Genomic DNA, 16,814 nt, shown 5'->3' with positions numbered 1-16,814 from the left:
GGGCACTCAAGAAGATAAGATGTCACGTTTGAGAGTAAATCTGGCTGTTTCTAGCAATAATGATCAGGGTGAGATTAATATATCTAATTTCACTTTATGTTCGACAATTACTTGCTGGAAAGCTGAGGTTAATAAACCTGTATCTATTGTAAATAGTAGTACTACAAGAGGGCAGCTAGTAGCTGACGTTTTAATTCCAACGAATGAGCAACTTAAACAGATCTTCTTTGAACCAACGACAGGAAAGCAGTCGATTGAAGGCGATTTAAAGTTTGAAAAAGTAGTCAAAATTGAGCCTGAATACCAAGGCCACAATTTGTATATTGTTTTAGATAAGGTTAGTAAAGGAAGCGGTGTATTTCGCTACTTTCCAGTCGCTAGTAGTGCGTTGCCTTTTAATCCTGAATTAAAATACTATCTAATTGATCCAAAATTCAATCAAACAATTAATCTAAATAGTAAAAGTATGATTACGTTTCCAGCAAATTTCTTGCCTACGCCTCAATTATTTTTTATTGTTGAGCATAATGTAAGTAAAAAATTTCCCATGCTCGATATATATCCTTACCTCAAGGGCAGAGGTGATCTTAAAATTAAGTTAGCTGAAGTAAATAAAGGGAGTAATAATCATCCTCAAAACCAAGTTATTTCCTCAATAAAATATTCTGAAATTACTTCTTCTAATACTCGTGTAATTAATGGATCGGATACTCCCAATACAGTAGTTTTAGAAAAAAAGTCATTATGGCTCAGACTGCTGAATATTCTAAATTTAGAATAAAATTATAATATAGATTAAAGGGCTATCTCTGAATAGCCTTCAATTTTTAGACACCTATTTTAGTGTGGTATTTAACATAAAACCTCTTATGCGAAATTCATCATTTCGTTTACAAGGCGAACCCCAAAACCCTAACTTATTCTCAGAGCTTTTTAGCCTATAGATCTGGTAATGTATTAGTTCCATTTAATTGGTTTTGATTAATAAATTTAATCAACGCATCTTGAATAAATTCTTCTATTTCAATACCTTGATCTTTAATTGTATTTTCAACCTTTGTAATAATTTCACTCTCTAATTCAAATGAAATTTCTGCTGAAGTCAACATTAATAAATCGTAGTTGCTTTCTACCATTTTTCTAAAGACTTCCTCAGGATTATTCTTTAATGGCACGTTGAAAGACAGTCGAAGAGAACTGTTAATAATTTCAACATGTGTATATCCAAGATGTTCTGTACTTTTTCCGACAAATCCTAAATGCTTCATCATGATTCTCGAATCTGGTTATAGTGAATAGCTCTCAATCGATAGCTATATAAATTAAGCTAAGCTTTCTTTTACGAATTGTGGATCAACAATAAATAATCGAATAAGCGATGTTGCTGCTCCTGAAGGTCTTCTAACACCCTGTTCCCAAGATTCAAGTGTGCGTCTTGAAACACCCAGAAGTTTGGCAAACTGTTCTTGTGTCAGTTGAGCCTTTCTACGAGCTAGTGCCACATCGGTCTCAGTGATTACAGTTCTTTTAGCAGCATTATTAGCAAGCATGTCATCTATACCTTGCAAGATTTCAGCTTCAATATCTCTGGTTGCTTCAAAAGCTTCGAGTTCTTTTTCAGTCATTAAACGAGTCATTTAATTTCTCCACCAATGCTTGAAGAGTTTTCTTACTAAGCTGTACCGTTTGCTTTTTACTGTACAGGGTTAATAACCAGATCTCTCCATTTGTTAAACGATTAAAGTAGATGACTCTGACACCACCACTTTTACCTCTACCACCACTCGTCCATCTAATTTTACGAATGCCACCTGAATTAGGCTCTACATCTCCCGCTTCAGGATTTAATGCCAAGAATGTTTTAAATTCTTCGTACTCTTCCTGAGTCCAATAAACAAGACAGTATTTAGTAAATAATGGGGTTTCACATATTGTATACATCGCTTGTATTCATACTACTTTGTAGTAATTTATTCTATACTACTATGTAGGATTTTAAAATATTGATTTTTAATTTTTCAATTCTTCTAAAAAATTAAACTAAATACCAAAATACAAGACTGAATTTTGCTGCCTAAGTTCTACTTAGGCATTTGAATTTTTAATCAGACTATTTTGGCCTAATTTGCTTTAATTACTCTACTATTAACTACTTAAAAGAGTCTTTATACATGAAGAAATTAAATTTTTTTTTATTGAGTTCTCTTGCAGCCTGTAGCCCAGTTACAGAAAAAATTGACTCAAATGTAATTATTCCACGCATTCAATATACAGGTGGAGCAGATAATGCAAGTTATGGTGAAGCTAAGCTTATTAGAGAAGGTAAATGTCTATATCTAGAACATACTGATGGCTCTAAAGTTCTGCCAATTTTTGCCACAAAAACTGTAAATTGGGATAGTAAAACTCATAGTTTAAAAGTAGATTCAGATACTTATTTTCTGGATGATAAAGCAGCGTATGGAGGGGGACAATCTTACCCTTTAGAAAAAAACAATTATTCCTGGATAACAGAAGTAGATAATAGCTGTGATATCTCACAAGTTATCGTTATTAATAAACTCATAAGGCCAATTGAACAGAACTATCAAAATGAAGAATAGCCTATTTTACTGTCTTGTATTATTTCTACTTATAGGATGCCAGCCATTTGAAAAAACTGGATATATTTCTATTAAAAATCAGACTGATTACCCAATTACCGACCTTAAAATAACTTATATTAGCGCTCAAAAAACTTATAGTTTAGGTACTCTTTATCCTTATTCAGAATATAAATACGCCATTAATTATGAGCATCATAATGAGGATTCGATAAAACTTTCATACTTAGATAAAAGTGATAAAAAGATTAATCACGAAGTAGTTCCTTATGCAGCTAAATATGATAAGAAAAACTATGGCATAACTATTAGATAAATATATGTTTTAAATAGAATTTATAGTTAGTAATTTAACATAAAATCTCTTATGCGAAATGCAGCTGTAAGCCCCAAATAGAAATGTATCCCAGGCTGCTCAGCTACTTTATATTCCAGAACGTCAGATCAGGCTCTTAATGCAAAAATACAAAGCTCAAGTCCCAGCTGCATTAGCCTGTATTTTTATCAGATTGGCGTTATGGAATATCAACAGACTCTAGTCTAGGCAAATACTTTTGAAACTATTTTTTAAAAAAAGTTATGTAACTTTTATAAGTTGCGTAACTTAATTAAAGAATTTGTTGGTTAACAATTTCTTTAATTTCTTCTGAACTTTTTGAAGCTAAATTTTCTAATGCAATTCTTACAATACTTGATCTGTTAACACGAGCATTTTGGCTTTTAACTATCAGATCATCAATTAACTGATTAACCTCATCATTCAAAGAAAATGTACATCTAACAAATTTTTTCTCCTTGGTTTCTAAAGCTCTTACCCTTTTTTCGGCTCCCGATATGAATACTTCCGCTAATTGTTCTTCCGGAGATATTTCAACTTTCTTTTTCAAACCGTTTAATCCAGCCATGATTAAATTCCTAAAAATTCATTAGCAATATTTTTAATCTCTGCTTTTGCTTTTGGGTCACTATTTACTTCAAAAACAGAAAGGCCATTTTCATCAGCATCATCATAAACATTCCTATTAGTTGTAATTGCATTTAACGCACTTATACCAAATGATTTACATGCATCTTTCGCATCTAAAATTCTCTGAACTTGTGATGGTAACGTTGGACATTGTGTAATAATTGCCCTTGCAATCAGATCTGGATTAACTGTTTTAGCTAATTTTAAAACCTGTTCCATATGTGCTAATGTTTTTAAATCTCTACGCTTCGGTCTAAAAGGTAATAACATATGAGTAGCAATTGTCATTGCAGAACGTAAAGCTTCAGAATCTTGCCCACCAGCATCAATTACAATATCTTGATATCTACCTTGCAGATCTTTGAGAACTGAGCGGATATTACCTGAAGCTTGAACAGAAGGAATATCTTTTAATTCATCATTGTCATCACGTTCTTTTATCCAATCAGTTGTTGTTCCTTGAGGATCCGCATCTAATAAAAGAACATCTCTGTTTTTTGTTTGAAGATATACTGCTAAATTTTGAGATAGGCAGCTTTTCCCCGCTCCACCTTTTTCACCACCAACTAATATAATCATATTTTATGTAAGTTACGTAAGTTTAATAATTTAAGTAATGTAAAATGATTTCATGTAAAAATCAACTATCGAGACAAACATTTAAATAAAAAGTTATCCACAAATAATTCTTTTTTATTATTTTATATATTATTTATAAATTTATTCTTTATGTATCACCTGTAACTGTTGCTATGATTGGGATACAAGGAATTAAAGTGGACAAATTCCTACCAATAAGTGGACAGATTCCTTTATATAAGTGGACAAATTCCTTTATATGAAAGGACAAATTCCTTTATATGAAAGGACAAATTCCTTTCATAAGTGGACAAATTCCTTCTATAAAAAATACTTCCATTTGTGGACATTAAGTAGTATTGTCCATGTATTATTAATCAAAACTTTTAGTACTAACATATGAGTAATGTAATTTATAAAGATAATAATTTAATTGAAGCTTCATATGCACTAAATCTTTCAGAACAAAGATTAATTTTAATAGCAATTCTTGCTGCCCGTGAGATTGAGACAGAATTGACGGCTGATACTATGCTAACGATTCATGCCTCGGAGTATATGAAACAGTTCAAGCTTGGTCGACAATCTGCGTACGAAGCATTACAAGCAGCATGTGATAGTTTGTTTGAACGTAGACTTAGTTATAAAGCGATAGATCCTGTTACAGGGAAAAAAGGTGTTTATAAAAGTCGCTGGGTAACTAAAGTAGGTTATGTGAAAGAGGCTGCTTGTGTACAGTTAATATTTGCTCCTGATATCCTTCCTCTTTTTATTAAGCTTGAAGAAAAATTTACTAGATATGAACTTAAGCAAATTTCGCAACTTACCAGTGTGTACTCAATTCGATTATACGAGCTTTTAATACGTTGGAGATCTACAGGTAAGCTGTATGTCCCTATTGCAGATCTTAGAGAAAAATTAGGCTTGCTAGAAGATGAATACCCTAAAATGGGAGATTTTAAAAAGCGCGTTCTAAAGGTGGCTATAGAACAAATCAATAAATTTACTGATATTGAAGTTACTTATACCCAGAAAAAAGAAGGTAGGACTATTACTGATATAGAATTTACTTTTTTTGAAAAAGATATGGTTCTAAGACTCAGTGATAAAACTCCTGAAAATTTATATAAATTAACAGCAAAACAGATTTCATATTTTGCACAAAAACTTTGCGATATTGATAACAATCCAGATTTTGGACGTAATTTTGGAAAAATAGGTGAAACACAAGAAGATTTTCAAGACAGAATTGAAGCCGAATTAACAGATCAAGAGAATGTTAAAAAATATTTTTCTCATCTATTAAATGTTGGTTATAAACCAAAATATGGGAATCAAAAATAGTTACTGGTTTGCTCCCAGTATTCAAGAGATGAGACAGCCTCATTTTGAAGCTGCTTCAAAGGCTTCTGGACTCATTCCATCGAGATACGAATGACGCCTAATTCGATTGTAAAACATCTCGATATAATCAAACACATCTGCACGGGCTATTTCTCGAGTTTTATAGATTCTCTTATTAATTCTTTCCATCTTCAAGCTGCTAAAAAAGGATTCAGCAACTGCATTATCCCATGAGCAGTATACTGCGAAAGGTGATGACTCATACTCGGAATCTAATTATGTTTTTGACAGAATTTCTGCTAGTCCTTGCTGTATTGTGAGCCTTGGTCTGAGTGTATGATCACAGATTCATTGGGTCTTCGTCGCCATACTGCCATTAAAAGTGCACCTAAAATGATATCCTTGGCAAGCATAGGTTTCATTGACCAACCGATGAATTTTCTTGAATATAAATCCAGAACCACAGCCAAATATAACCAGCCTTGCCAGGTACGAATCTCAGTTATATCAGTCACCTGAGAAACACTGTTTCGTAAGAGGCGTGTTTACAACAAACTCTTGATTTAAGTGGTTGGGTGGCACAATCTGAGGACGACTAAAGCCATAACTCTTATGCTTTTTATATGCTCGCACAGCGGCATTACTATTGTTCTTCATGTTCTTCATGTTCTTCATGTTCTTCATGTTCTTCATGTTCTTCATGTTCTTCATGTTCTTCATGTTCTTCAGAACACGATTAGGTCTCTTTAAGATCCAGCGTGATGCGAAGATAACCGTAGATACCATAACTGGCATCATAAGAAGAACGAATGAGCTGTAATAGCCGCTTATCTTCAATCGTTCTGCCTGATTCAGGTTCATGGAGCCAGGCGTAATAACCAGCGCGAGCGATCTTAATAACCTGACACATCATTTTAATCTTAAATCGATGGCTGTATTCCAGGATAAACCCATACTTTACTCGGGCAAGCTTGCAAAGCGGCGTGAAAGCAGTGCTTTCACTTTAGGATGTCCCGTCCCTCTTCAGTTTGTTTAAGCTGACTTTTAAGGCGAAGGATTTCTTTCTTTGCCTCGAGCAGTTCATATTCATCAGGGTTGTTGCGTAAAGGTTGTACCGCCTTTAGCCATTTATAAATACTGTGTTGTGATACGCCTAAACGTTGTGCTCCATCAGTGACAGAATAGCCACGTTCGGTAATCAATTTAACAGTTTCATCTTTAAATTCTGGGGTATATCGTTGTCCACTCATAATGTTCTCTCCTGTGTAAAAAGAATAGATGACATTTGTCTAGGAGAGTGGTGGCAGTCCAAATCTAACCAAAAAGTGTCTACAAAATCAGTGGCTATTCACCGATCTTTAAAACTTTGATACCTCTTCTTAACCTTAGCTTGTTTGCAATAGGTCAAATATGACAAAAAACATGCACGTGTTTAGAGAGGCATAAGTGGACAGATTCCTGACACATAAATTACTTAAGTTGCATAACTTATGAGGCTTATGTAATCCGGATGATCAGTAATCAATTGTGAAGCATAAACCGCTGAATACAGCTGTTTGATATGGGAGAACTTTGCAAGAGACGAAAGATGACAAAAAACATGCACGTGTTTAGAGAGGCATAAGTGGACAGATTCCTGACACATAAATTACTTAAGTTGCATAACTTATAAGGCTTATGTAATCCGGATGCTCGGTAATCAATCCTGAAGAAAAAATCAAATTACCGGTAAAGTAATGCCAACCTATCTAGAGTTGTCGAGTTATTGAAACTATTACAGCCTCTAAAATTTGAAACGCATAAGTTGGTTTTTGCTGGGGAAATTTCTTTAGCTAAATAAAATATTAAATTAAATCAGATGTTTGACGGTGATGATATTAAAATAGTTCCAAATTGGATATTGCATTAAGTCGCTCTAAAGCTGTGCGTAAACCATTGCTTCATCAAGTACAAGACAAAATTTCTCAATCTGATTTCTTTAAAATTGAAGAGGAACCGGTTGTGTGGGATGAATATCATTATATCGAATTATTAATTTGATATCTTCAGCATTTCAATCAAGCGCCTTGTTTACGGCCATTAATTAAATTGGAATTAGTTGAAACAGACTTACTTGAGCCTTTTGAATCTAGAAAAGAAATTAGCTTAAGCACAATAGACTATTTACTTACAATCACTCTTATTACAACTAAATTTATCAAAATTTTTCAGAGCTTTTTCTTTTAACTCGAGCTTGTAACTCATTTAAAGATACTACTGTTATGATACTCATCAAGCAGTATTGGTATGGTTAAATTACTTTTTAGAAGACAGTCTAAAAATCCAAAATTTTGATCAACTTAAAAATTTTTCTTAATCTTTTTATGATTTAGCCTAAGTATAATTCTTAGGCTATTTTTATAAACTATGATTCAAATTGCATAAAAATTTGTTTAGGCAATTGTCATAAAAACTAGGTCCGTAATTGTAACTATTTTCTGGCGTGGACTCTTTGCGACTGCCACTTGATTGCACCGATTGATTTTTATAGAAATTATCAGCTCTATCTTCCTTATTTAATATACTAGGATCTTTAGGTTCTAAACTTAATCCTTTCATTGGAGATTTTGGTGAAGCACTGTCATTTTTAGCAGCCGAATCAACAGCTGAACTATTCTCAATTGACGTATTCACTTTTTGCTGAAGGGTAGTTTCAAATTTAATTTTGATATCCTCTGAATCAGCAATTTGTTGTACTTGCTTTTTAAACTCATCTGTTCCAAAAACTAAAACAACACCAAACTTTGCTCTCGCTAGGAATAAAGCATCACGGATATGCTCATGTTGATGACTAACAACTGTAATTTCTGATGTGTTTTTCGTTTCAAAAAATGCAACTTTTTTTTGGTCCAGATAAAATTTTTGTCCAAATTTGTATTCGATTACATAGTCTTTTCTAAAAAGAGATGTCATTTGGGATTGCTGATGAGATGTAGACATTTTCTTTGAAGATTCTAATGTATTCAAGCGTTCTCCTTCTTGTTTTTTCTGAAGCTTGAGTCTTCGAGTGTATTCAAAGTATTGCAGCATTTGCTCAAACTCAGATTCAGCTAAATTTTCAGGAAGTTTGATTGTTCTTTTTTTCTCAACCTTAGGCACGAGCTCTAATTCTAGTGTTGAAGATGAAGACTGAGAGTTGTGCTTTTGTTCTTTTGGCTGCTTGAGTGGAGAAATATGTAGATTAAAATAAAGTTGCCAACATTGTTCAATCTCAGATGAATTGAAATATTGCTTATTTAGTTCTTTATGCTAAGTATAAATCAGATTTTGGATCCTAAGCATGAGGAGATCCTGATCTTGCTTATTAATATCAGGCAACTTCTTTTCATCAACACATTTTTTTAATGTTGATTGCAGTGACTCCATTGGTAAACCGCAACAATTTAAGAGCAAACAAGTTTTAATAATGGCTGTACTTTGATTTGTGTGCGTGGATCTAAATTTTTTAAAGAGTTCAGTAAAACACGACTCGATATTGTTTTGAGAAAGACGTTCGAAACTTGGTAATACTCTCTCATGGTTTGTGTCGATAATCTGTTCTTTTTCTTTGAGATCTTTTACAGTGGCGTGGAACAATTCTTTAAATTCCGACGTACCCCTGAGTGTTCCTTTCTTTTTAGAATCAAGTGCTTTTATACATTGTTGTAGTCGGGTCACGGAATAATTACTGAACACCAGGATCCCATATCTATTTTGAATGGCTATCGGTTCATTCTGATCAAAGAGGATTTTTGCTTTTTCAATCTTAGGGTTATCTTGGCAAATAAAATTTTTAGATTGACGCTGATCAAATAAAAATTGTTGTTGCATAACCAAGTGATGTGAGAGGGGAAAAAGTTTTAAAAAATCTGGGTAAGACGTTATTTTCGAGGAATCAAAGTTTGGAGAAAGTGAAAAGTTTTTTTGTAGTGCTTCAGATGTCTCTTTACTCAAGCTTTTATGTTGATCGTTATATTCTTCTCTTTGTAATACTCTTGAATTTATTTGATCAGCATAGTGCTGGTAATGCAGCAGAGTAGAAATGACATCAGATGATTGCTCTGGAAATTTCTGCTGCCATTGTTTTAAAAAATAATTTTTATTGTGCTTATAAATTTCATTTTCAAATACAATTTCTTGATATTCATTTTTACGATTTTTACTGATTGAATCTTTTTCTACTTTTAGTTTTAGATAAACGTCATGAAGATCTTTAACTAGAAAATCTTCATTTTTAAATAAATGGTAAGAATGTAGCGTCGCTTTTGCTGATTGCACGTGCTGAACAGTATCACTTAATTTGATTAGAGGAATTATTTTGTGATCGACATCATGATGAGTAAAATCCCCCCATTGTTTTTCTAAGCTTTTTAGAGTGACTTGTTTATTACAAAATAAAGAGGCTTTAAAGGTGAGTGTTCGTTTTTCATTTGTCTGAATTTTAAAAATACTACCACTGCGTTTTTTTTCATACAAAATTCCAATTTTGGCTAATCGTTGGTGCCAGTCTTGCCAGTTTTTAGCACTGCTCATTACCTGCTGAATATCACGTTCAATATCGTATTGATAGTTTGTTGACTCTGCGATTTCACTACTTATTCGACTTTTTTGTTGATGTCGATATTCTTGATCTCTAATTTTTGAATAAATTTTTTCAGCATCAGGCTGAGGTAAATAATCTGGATTTTTTTCACATTGTCCCGTGTCATGCTTATAGATAAACATTGGATTAGGCTCTGGTTCCCAGCCCTGTTTGGCTTCAATTTCTGCAGCAGCTCGATGTACAGCGTTATAAATCCAACCACCTCCTAAATCGATAGCTTCATTTTCACTGTGTTTATTTTTTTTGTAGGGATGAACTTTATTGACGATTAAATGAAAGTGCACGTTGTCTGTATCTATATGCATTGCATATTGCATTTGCAGTTCTTCTGCACCCAGATGCTTCACCAAAATATCAATTTGTTCTTCTAATTGTTCAGTGGTTGGAACTTCAAATTTTTTAAAACTTCCGACCATATGTACGATTGGGTCAATCACACGAGAGTTCAAACTGGCCGTTTGTGACATTTCTATTTTTTGATAGTGAGGATCATCATCTAAAAAATTTCTCGAGTTTGAATAGACACATTTTTCAGAGAGTAAATTTTCATCAAAACCAGGATGAAGCTGATGAATATATTCAGACAAATGGTGAGCACGTGTCTGCTTCGGATGGTGAATATAATCCGATAATCCAGTCACCCGTTCTTCTACTGAAGACCCGATCATATTCGGAATGACTTTAATAATCATACTTTATCCAATCTATCATTGAGTTTACGCACAGTCATTTTGATCTCAGTGATGAGCTGTTCTATTTCCTCTAATTCATTCAAAATGAGTCGTGTATCTTTGAGTTTTTCTAAAATTTTTGTCAGCATAATTCCGAGGACTCTCACAGCATGAATGTTTCGTTGATCTAAAAACTTGGGCTGAGCATCAGTGAAAATTTTCAAGCGTATATAGTCCGATTGACTCATATGCAACGTCTCATAGGCATTCTTCATCTGTTGATATTCATCTTCTGTAATGCGAATAATGATTTGTTTTTTTCTTAATGATTTGTCTTTCATTTTTTCTACTGTATGCAAATTGAGACCGAGCGGAGCGAGCTCGAGATTTGTGAAATGGACGATGTGATATACATCGTCCCATCCTGTATATTTTTAGCGGTCAATGAATGAACTGAAGATGATGAAAATCATGCTTGTTTTTTCTTTTTTTTCTTAGCGCAAAAAGTTACATTCTTCAGTAATTTAAAAATCAAAAAAGGGTCATATTTTGCCATTTTTCTCAAAGTAGATATTTCGAATAATGATCTTGTAAATTTATTTTCAGGAAAAAATTTAATGCAAGATCAGAGTATTTTAAAATTCGATAGTGAAAATCAGGATGACAAAAGTCTTAAATTTTCAACAGATAATTCTTTTGAAGATAAAGTTCAAAAAGAAGAAAAGCATTCAAAACTTGTTGAGAAGAATCAAAAAATATATAGCAAAAATGATTCTAAAAACTTTGAAAACATTCTTCTTTGTTATATAAAAGAATTGAATGAAAAGACCATTACACGGAATCAATTGCTTACTCAGCATAAGAAAACTTTACTTCAACTCTTTGGTCTTGGTGCAACAACCGGAGAAGTACTAGACTTTCTAAAAAGAAACAATTTTGTGGGTATTACTGAGGAAACTTTAAAAGAGTTTTTAAAGAAGAAAAAATAAATTATGGTGTGAAGTAATCAATAAAAATTGCTTCACACAAAGCAATTGATCCCAACTGAAATAATTCTGTGTCAGCTTAATTCTAGACATATTCCAGGCTCTGTTCGGTAACATACTTGCACCGAGTGAAAGCTTTGCTTTGCCGAACCTACCATGTATCTGCTCGAGTGAATCCATGAAGATATTGTCTAAACCAACCCGCTTCATATCTGTGAACAAATCATAAGTATGCTTGGCTTTAGGCTCAAGACAAGTCAGTATCACGCCACACTTCTTGAAGCCAATATCTTTCTGATATAAGTCATCTATCATCTCAGTGGCGATCTTGCACAGCGTTAATACATTGTCGGTTGGCTCTGGCAAAGTGAGCGCTGCAGACTTGCTGTAATATGGAAATGTTTATCTGTATTAACTGGATTGTACGAAACCAATCATGTAACCACACAACAATCTTTCACCTCTTAGCCGAGATACCGCATCTTGTACATAGAACGCCATTGCTTCTTTCAGAGCGTCAATATGGTAAATCCTTTGACCAAAGGAACGACTCGCAAAAATTTGTTTTCTAGGGGCTTGAGTAGCTGCATACCAAGTAGCTCCGAATGTGTATTAGAAAGATTTAGATCCTGCAATAAAGCTGCTTCTTAAGGAAACTTTGAAGCTTTAGAATTATACGTATTCACGACTTTTGTAATTCCTTTTAATGCCTCCATTAGATCTGCTTCGACATATGAAAGGGAAGGCTGCTCAAGGTAATAACCCACATATTTGAGTGTTTCTTCGGATCACATCACTTTATAGCTATAATTTTTTTGTTCAAAAGTACCTCCTGAAGATATTTTTATGGACCGCTAGCTTTATAGGAATTGAGGTATCTAAACCTTATGCTGAAGAGATTCTACAGTATTGAGTACGGAAAGCAGCCCACTCATACTTTCCAGTTGTTCTATAGGAATTCCTCCAGTCAATAGATTGGGCGAGTTGAGAAAATGGTGCATCCACTTGATATCACCACCATTCAGATGATATAGAGCCTTGTAAATCCGAATGAGGATTAATGCTATTTCTCCTTGTTTAGAATTAGGATCTAGCATTAGACTTGAATCAGATAAAACCATATCAACGCATTCAAGATGCAGAATTCTTACAAATTGTTCTGGTTTTAGCCCAAGCTGCTGAGCCGCTTTCCATGAAGTTTTAGCTAAAAGTCTAGATCTATTTATAGGTTGTGAAAGTGGATTCATGAGTATGCCTTCAATATAAGAAATATTTCTTTTTCACATTACCTGAAAAAAAGTATTTTAAAATTTGTTCTATCAGTCCCATGAACAGGACGGATTTAGGGTCCACGTTTTTTTATGGTCTTCATTGAGTAAATTGAAAAGTTTTCTGAATAGAAAACTTTACCAACTATGGGTTGTTCCGCAATCAGAGTTTTTTTATTTCCCTTTTCAGCAATATGGCTAAACAATTTATTGATCAAAAAACACCATAAAAGATGTCAAAAATACAATGGTTGTTCTCCCGGTAAGTAACGTGGAATAAAACCAATAAAAAGAATTAAAGTGATGGTTTTTTTGCAGATATTTGTAATACTGAGTTTAAGTTTTGCCAAGTTTTCCATTTTTTAGCAACTTGCGTTGCTATAGAACACAATTTATAGCCATGAATTAAGTCCGCACTCATTTTTATGTGAGGACTTAATTAAGGTTAAGAGCCATCTATCACATATGATAATAAGGCGTGTTCGTCAGATGATCATAGAAATTGGTTAAAAATTGATCATATATATTCTGTAAACTAATTAAAGATACTTGCTGAAATCCATATTCTTCAAAAAATTGATTATCAACAAAATATGCAACAGCTTCATATGTCGTGAGATGGCGTGCAACGTTAAGCTGTTTGCAAAAGCCTGGTTCAAATAGTAATTGCAGGGCCGTAGTTTCGATAATTTTAGAAGCAACTATTTTTGAAATGGTCCGTACATTAAGATTGCGGATTTCAGATCTAATTGATTTAAGAACTACATGAGAGGAATTATTCATAATCGAGCCTTTAAGTGAATAGATTTTTCTTAAAAGAAAAATTTACTTAAATTATTTGTTATGAAAGAATGCAAAGGTAAAACGTCGAAATTTTACAATCTTTCATTTCTTTAGTTTGGAATGAAAAGCATGAGGGTCCTATTGTCTAGATAGGTCACTCATGCACATACAATATTGATCATCTAATTTCCCTCCTTAATTTTTAAAAGATGTTTTTTTGTCGAAATAGACAATAAAATACTATCAATATTTATATGTAAACTTGTCTATTTAGTCAAGTTTTTATTGTCGATTTATGGTGTTTTATTATGATGCTTGAAATGGATGTTGATTTGTTTTGTCTAAGACTAAAAGAAATCAGAAAAATGAGAAAAATGACACAGCATGAATTGGCGGAAAAATCAGGCATGCCATCTACATCAATTGCACATTTTGAAGCTGGTTCTCGTAAACCATCGTTAGAAAATTTTTATAAGTTAGTTGTTGTACTGAATATATCTGCTGATTATTTATTAGGATGTGTAGATCAATATACTCATTTAAGTAGCGATCCAATTACAAAATCTATTCAAGCATTACCTGAATCAGAAAGACAAATGATTGAAAAATTCATCTTGTCGTTGCAAAACTAAAATTTTATATCAAAACTGTATCACCACGTCTCTCCTTAAGATTAATATGACAATGGTCAGGGTGGAGGGGTTCCCACTATCTTAGAAATTTAGCAGCAGCATTTAGCGGTTTGACCTTCAAAGCAGTCATGATACGAATTAGCTCAAAAAAGCACTCACTATTATAGCGTAGCTGATATGGGCGTTTCAGGCATTTGGATCGTGAAATCTGCAAGTCAGCCGCAATCATGAAACGTAGGGTTTCTACTGAAAAATCGAATCCACGCATGGTGGTGAGCTTTTCATACGCTAAAGTGGGTCCGAAACCATGCAGTTGGTCAGAAATAATGGAAAGCCACTTTGATTTTAACAAGTTATCATCGCGATGATGGTCAGGTTGACCACGACTGGCATGTACCATACCTAAAACACTATCTTGATTGAGCTTCTGCAATAACTGGGTAATTTGACGGGTGGAAAGACTCAGGATTTCAGCAGTATGGACTTAGGTAAGACGATGATCTCGAACATCTTACAGTATAGCAAGACGTTGAATTTCTTTATCAGATATAGTGATCAGCATCTATATTTTATATAAGTTCAGATTAGTAATATGATATATATCAATGATACATACTATACCTTTAGGAGGTCAAATATGGAAATTGCTAAAGTGTTCCAAACAGGTCGTAGTCAAGCTGTACGCTTACCTAAAGCCTTTCGTTTCAATGGAAGTGAAGTTGCGATTAAAAGCTTTAGCCGTGGTGTTTTGTTAATGCCCATAGATAATCGTTGGGATGTGATGCTAGAAGCAGTTAATGAATTTGAAGTTGGTTTCCAGCTAGAACGAGCGAATCAAGGTAAACAGGTGCGTGAGGAGTTCAAATGATTTATCTCTTAGACACAAATCTTGGCACTGTTGCAAATAACCACGAATTGTAAGCTGAATGCTCTTTTAGCTAAAGGTGCAGCCTATGAATCCCTTCCATGGTCTTCATTTCGGGATGAAATTATTCTTCAGGAAATGCTGGCCGAACGTGGTGTAAAGGTTGATCACACCACGATTTATCGCAGGGTTCAGCGCTACGCCCCTGAAATAGAAAAGCGGTTGCGCTGGTAGTGGCGTAATCCTACAGACCTCAGCCCGTGACATATTGATGAAACCTATGTAAAAGTGCACGGCCAATGGACTTATTTGCAACAGTGCCTTTTAATATGGCCCCATAAATCTAGATCCATTGAAATGAATCATATGAGAAGGGTTATCTGCCATCCACACTTCAGTTTCCCATGCAATGACACCACTATATTTCACATATGTTTTTGTATTAGGAAATGCTGAAACAAAGACTAACCCTGCTGTACAGTTTTGAAATAATGTAGTTAGCTCACCATATCTTTTGTGATCTACTGGCCCATGACTTGTTACTGCTTCTATTAAAAAGAGCCAATTTTTTTCAGAATCATAAATAACGACATCAGGTAATTTTCCATGATTATCTAATTTCACTCCTAATGATTCTAAGAGTGCAATATCGAAAAATCCGTGTTTATTACCTGTATCTCCTGCATAAACTAATGAACCGCCAGGAACATATCTAGCGCCAAATTCGATTACAATATCTTTAATAAGTTGGGAATGTTCACCCGCTGAAAGAAGAATAGTCTGCCCATCTTTTAATTGAAGTGGGATCATATTCATTTCTCGTTCTCTTGCATACATTGCTGCAAGTGTTTGTCTTTTTGAAAGATAGTGCTGAAGGGCTTTGTTGCACAAACCTATCTGTAAAGGCTTTTTCAGCGATATAATTTTCAAATGAAGAAGCCTACACAGAAAATCTACCGCACAACCAATTGGCCCGCATATAACCGAGCACTCATGAGTCGCGGAAATATTGCCATTTGGTTTGATCCTGCTACGCAATGGTATGCGCCATCAAAAGGCAAACAAGGGCGAAATCAAACCTACTCCGACGCAGCTATCCAATGCTGCTTAATGATTAAATCCTTATTCCGTCTATCTTTACGTATGGTCACTGGCTTTGTGCAAAGTCTGATTAAACTTTGCGGATTAAATTGGACCGCACCAGATTACAGTACGCTTTGTAGAAGACAAAAGCATATTGATATTGCAATCAGCTACCAAAAAAGTAGCGATGGGCTGCATCTACTCGTAGACTCTACAGGCATGAAGTTTCTAGGTGAGGGCGAATGGAAACGCAAGAAACATGGAGCTGAATATCGTCGCCAATGGCGTAAACTACATATTGGTATAGATGCCAAAACCCTGCAAATACGAGCAGTTCAGCTTACAACCAATAATGTCAGTGATTCACAGGTGCTTGGTGATTTACTTGATCAGATTCCACAAGATGAGCAGA

Annotated in this window: 19 protein-coding genes and 5 pseudogenes; 9 read left to right on the top strand and 15 right to left on the bottom strand. The window is 34.2% G+C overall.

Annotated features, from left to right (window positions below):
• On the top strand, positions 1-781 hold a 781-nt coding region (locus NI470_RS14770), incomplete at its 5' end, for a hypothetical protein (protein ID WP_253154003.1).
• Positions 782-938: 157 nt separating this feature from the next.
• Here NI470_RS14770 and NI470_RS14765 read toward each other — a convergent pair.
• The 3 genes from NI470_RS14765 to NI470_RS14755 are packed head-to-tail and all read right to left on the bottom strand — an operon-like array spanning position 939 to position 1,941.
• Positions 939-1,271 carry a hypothetical protein gene (locus NI470_RS14765; RefSeq protein WP_253148922.1) on the bottom strand — a complete coding sequence of 111 codons (333 nt, stop codon included), beginning with the start codon at positions 1,269-1,271 and terminating at the stop codon, positions 939-941.
• 51 nt (positions 1,272-1,322) lie between these two features.
• Positions 1,323-1,637 carry a helix-turn-helix domain-containing protein gene (locus tag NI470_RS14760; RefSeq protein ID WP_223106923.1) on the bottom strand — a complete coding sequence of 105 codons (315 nt, stop codon included), beginning with the start codon at positions 1,635-1,637 and terminating at the stop codon, positions 1,323-1,325.
• On the bottom strand, positions 1,618-1,941 hold the full coding sequence (locus NI470_RS14755) for a type II toxin-antitoxin system RelE/ParE family toxin (protein ID WP_000288001.1): 324 nt from the start codon (positions 1,939-1,941) through the stop codon (positions 1,618-1,620). Before NI470_RS14755 ends, NI470_RS14760 begins: the two co-directional genes overlap by 20 nt.
• A gap of 230 nt (positions 1,942-2,171) precedes the next feature.
• Here NI470_RS14755 and NI470_RS14750 point away from each other — a divergent pair, with 230 nt between their 5' ends.
• Together NI470_RS14750 and NI470_RS14745 are read left to right on the top strand one after the other, a co-directional pair.
• Positions 2,172-2,603, top strand: coding sequence for a hypothetical protein (locus tag NI470_RS14750; RefSeq protein WP_253148924.1), 432 nt, complete (start codon positions 2,172-2,174; stop codon positions 2,601-2,603).
• Positions 2,593-2,919 (top strand): hypothetical protein, encoded by a 327-nt coding sequence (locus NI470_RS14745; protein WP_253148926.1) that lies wholly within the window; start codon positions 2,593-2,595, stop codon positions 2,917-2,919. The genes NI470_RS14750 and NI470_RS14745 overlap by 11 nt, the downstream gene beginning before the upstream one ends.
• Before the next feature lie 292 nt (positions 2,920-3,211).
• Here the strand turns inward: NI470_RS14745 and NI470_RS14740 are convergent, their stop codons facing one another.
• On the bottom strand, positions 3,212-3,508 hold the full coding sequence (locus NI470_RS14740) for a hypothetical protein (RefSeq protein ID WP_253148927.1): 297 nt from the start codon (positions 3,506-3,508) through the stop codon (positions 3,212-3,214).
• Positions 3,509-3,510: 2 nt separating this feature from the next.
• Positions 3,511-4,149, bottom strand: coding sequence for an AAA family ATPase (locus NI470_RS14735; protein ID WP_253148929.1), 639 nt, complete (start codon positions 4,147-4,149; stop codon positions 3,511-3,513).
• A 399-nt stretch (positions 4,150-4,548) separates the two neighbouring features.
• On the opposite strand from NI470_RS14735, the gene repM reads away from it, so the two are divergent.
• Complete coding sequence (repM, locus tag NI470_RS14730; RefSeq protein ID WP_253148931.1) at positions 4,549-5,493, top strand: replication initiation protein RepM; 945 nt, start codon at positions 4,549-4,551, stop codon at positions 5,491-5,493.
• Positions 5,494-5,532: 39 nt separating this feature from the next.
• On the opposite strand, the pseudogene NI470_RS15925 reads toward repM, so the two are convergent.
• The 4 genes and pseudogenes from NI470_RS15925 to NI470_RS14700 all read right to left on the bottom strand — a co-directional run bounded on the left by NI470_RS15925 (position 5,533) and on the right by NI470_RS14700 (position 11,126).
• Positions 5,533-6,743, bottom strand: a pseudogene (locus NI470_RS15925) (IS3 family transposase).
• 1,147 nt (positions 6,744-7,890) lie between these two features.
• The gene (locus NI470_RS14710) at positions 7,891-8,631 is read right to left on the bottom strand and encodes an LPD7 domain-containing protein (RefSeq protein WP_253153998.1); all 741 of its coding nucleotides are present in this window, start codon (positions 8,629-8,631) and stop codon (positions 7,891-7,893) included.
• A 150-nt stretch (positions 8,632-8,781) separates the two neighbouring features.
• Positions 8,782-10,806 carry a relaxase/mobilization nuclease domain-containing protein gene (locus NI470_RS14705; protein WP_253148907.1) on the bottom strand — a complete coding sequence of 675 codons (2,025 nt, stop codon included), beginning with the start codon at positions 10,804-10,806 and terminating at the stop codon, positions 8,782-8,784.
• The gene (locus tag NI470_RS14700; RefSeq protein WP_219310211.1) at positions 10,803-11,126 is read right to left on the bottom strand and encodes a plasmid mobilization protein; all 324 of its coding nucleotides are present in this window, start codon (positions 11,124-11,126) and stop codon (positions 10,803-10,805) included. Before NI470_RS14700 ends, NI470_RS14705 begins: the two co-directional genes overlap by 4 nt.
• Positions 11,127-11,402: 276 nt before the next feature.
• On the opposite strand from NI470_RS14700, the gene NI470_RS14695 reads away from it, so the two are divergent.
• Positions 11,403-11,774 carry a hypothetical protein gene (locus tag NI470_RS14695; protein ID WP_219310212.1) on the top strand — a complete coding sequence of 124 codons (372 nt, stop codon included), beginning with the start codon at positions 11,403-11,405 and terminating at the stop codon, positions 11,772-11,774.
• Here NI470_RS14695 and NI470_RS15955 read toward each other — a convergent pair.
• The 4 genes and pseudogenes from NI470_RS15955 to NI470_RS14680 form a co-directional block, all read right to left on the bottom strand.
• Positions 11,757-11,951, bottom strand: a complete 195-nt coding sequence (locus tag NI470_RS15955; RefSeq protein ID WP_481124126.1) for a DUF4113 domain-containing protein — start codon at positions 11,949-11,951, stop codon at positions 11,757-11,759. The two genes, NI470_RS14695 and NI470_RS15955, sit on opposite strands and share 18 nt — an antisense overlap.
• Before the next feature lie 54 nt (positions 11,952-12,005).
• Positions 12,006-12,332 (bottom strand): annotated as a pseudogene (locus NI470_RS15950) (DinB/UmuC family translesion DNA polymerase); the annotation flags it as partial.
• A gap of 317 nt (positions 12,333-12,649) precedes the next feature.
• The gene (locus NI470_RS14685; protein WP_253148909.1) at positions 12,650-13,018 is read right to left on the bottom strand and encodes an antitoxin Xre/MbcA/ParS toxin-binding domain-containing protein; all 369 of its coding nucleotides are present in this window, start codon (positions 13,016-13,018) and stop codon (positions 12,650-12,652) included.
• 480 nt (positions 13,019-13,498) lie between these two features.
• Complete coding sequence (locus NI470_RS14680; protein WP_253148911.1) at positions 13,499-13,822, bottom strand: hypothetical protein; 324 nt, start codon at positions 13,820-13,822, stop codon at positions 13,499-13,501.
• 308 nt (positions 13,823-14,130) lie between these two features.
• On the opposite strand from NI470_RS14680, the gene NI470_RS14675 reads away from it, so the two are divergent.
• The gene (locus tag NI470_RS14675; protein ID WP_253148913.1) at positions 14,131-14,454 is read left to right on the top strand and encodes a helix-turn-helix domain-containing protein; all 324 of its coding nucleotides are present in this window, start codon (positions 14,131-14,133) and stop codon (positions 14,452-14,454) included.
• 95 nt (positions 14,455-14,549) lie between these two features.
• Here NI470_RS14675 and NI470_RS14670 read toward each other — a convergent pair.
• Positions 14,550-15,016, bottom strand: a pseudogene (locus NI470_RS14670) (transposase family protein); the annotation flags it as partial.
• A gap of 75 nt (positions 15,017-15,091) precedes the next feature.
• Here NI470_RS14670 and NI470_RS14665 point away from each other — a divergent pair.
• Both NI470_RS14665 and NI470_RS14660 read left to right on the top strand, forming a co-directional pair.
• Positions 15,092-15,322 (top strand): antitoxin, encoded by a 231-nt coding sequence (locus NI470_RS14665; protein WP_253148915.1) that lies wholly within the window; start codon positions 15,092-15,094, stop codon positions 15,320-15,322.
• Positions 15,323-15,407: 85 nt separating this feature from the next.
• Positions 15,408-15,643 (top strand): annotated as a pseudogene (locus NI470_RS14660) (IS6 family transposase); the annotation flags it as partial.
• Here NI470_RS14660 and NI470_RS14655 read toward each other — a convergent pair.
• Entirely contained in the window at positions 15,644-16,249 is a 606-nt protein-coding gene (locus tag NI470_RS14655; RefSeq protein ID WP_253153996.1) for a BsuBI/PstI family type II restriction endonuclease, read from the bottom strand. It lies immediately after the preceding pseudogene.
• Here NI470_RS14655 and NI470_RS14650 point away from each other — a divergent pair.
• Positions 16,250-16,814, top strand: a pseudogene (locus NI470_RS14650) (IS5-like element IS17 family transposase); the annotation flags it as partial.

This window comes from Acinetobacter lwoffii, from assembly GCF_024129115.1.
GTDB classification, from domain to species: domain Bacteria; phylum Pseudomonadota; class Gammaproteobacteria; order Pseudomonadales; family Moraxellaceae; genus Acinetobacter; species Acinetobacter lwoffii_T.
This window is presented reverse-complemented; position numbering and strand designations above follow the sequence as displayed.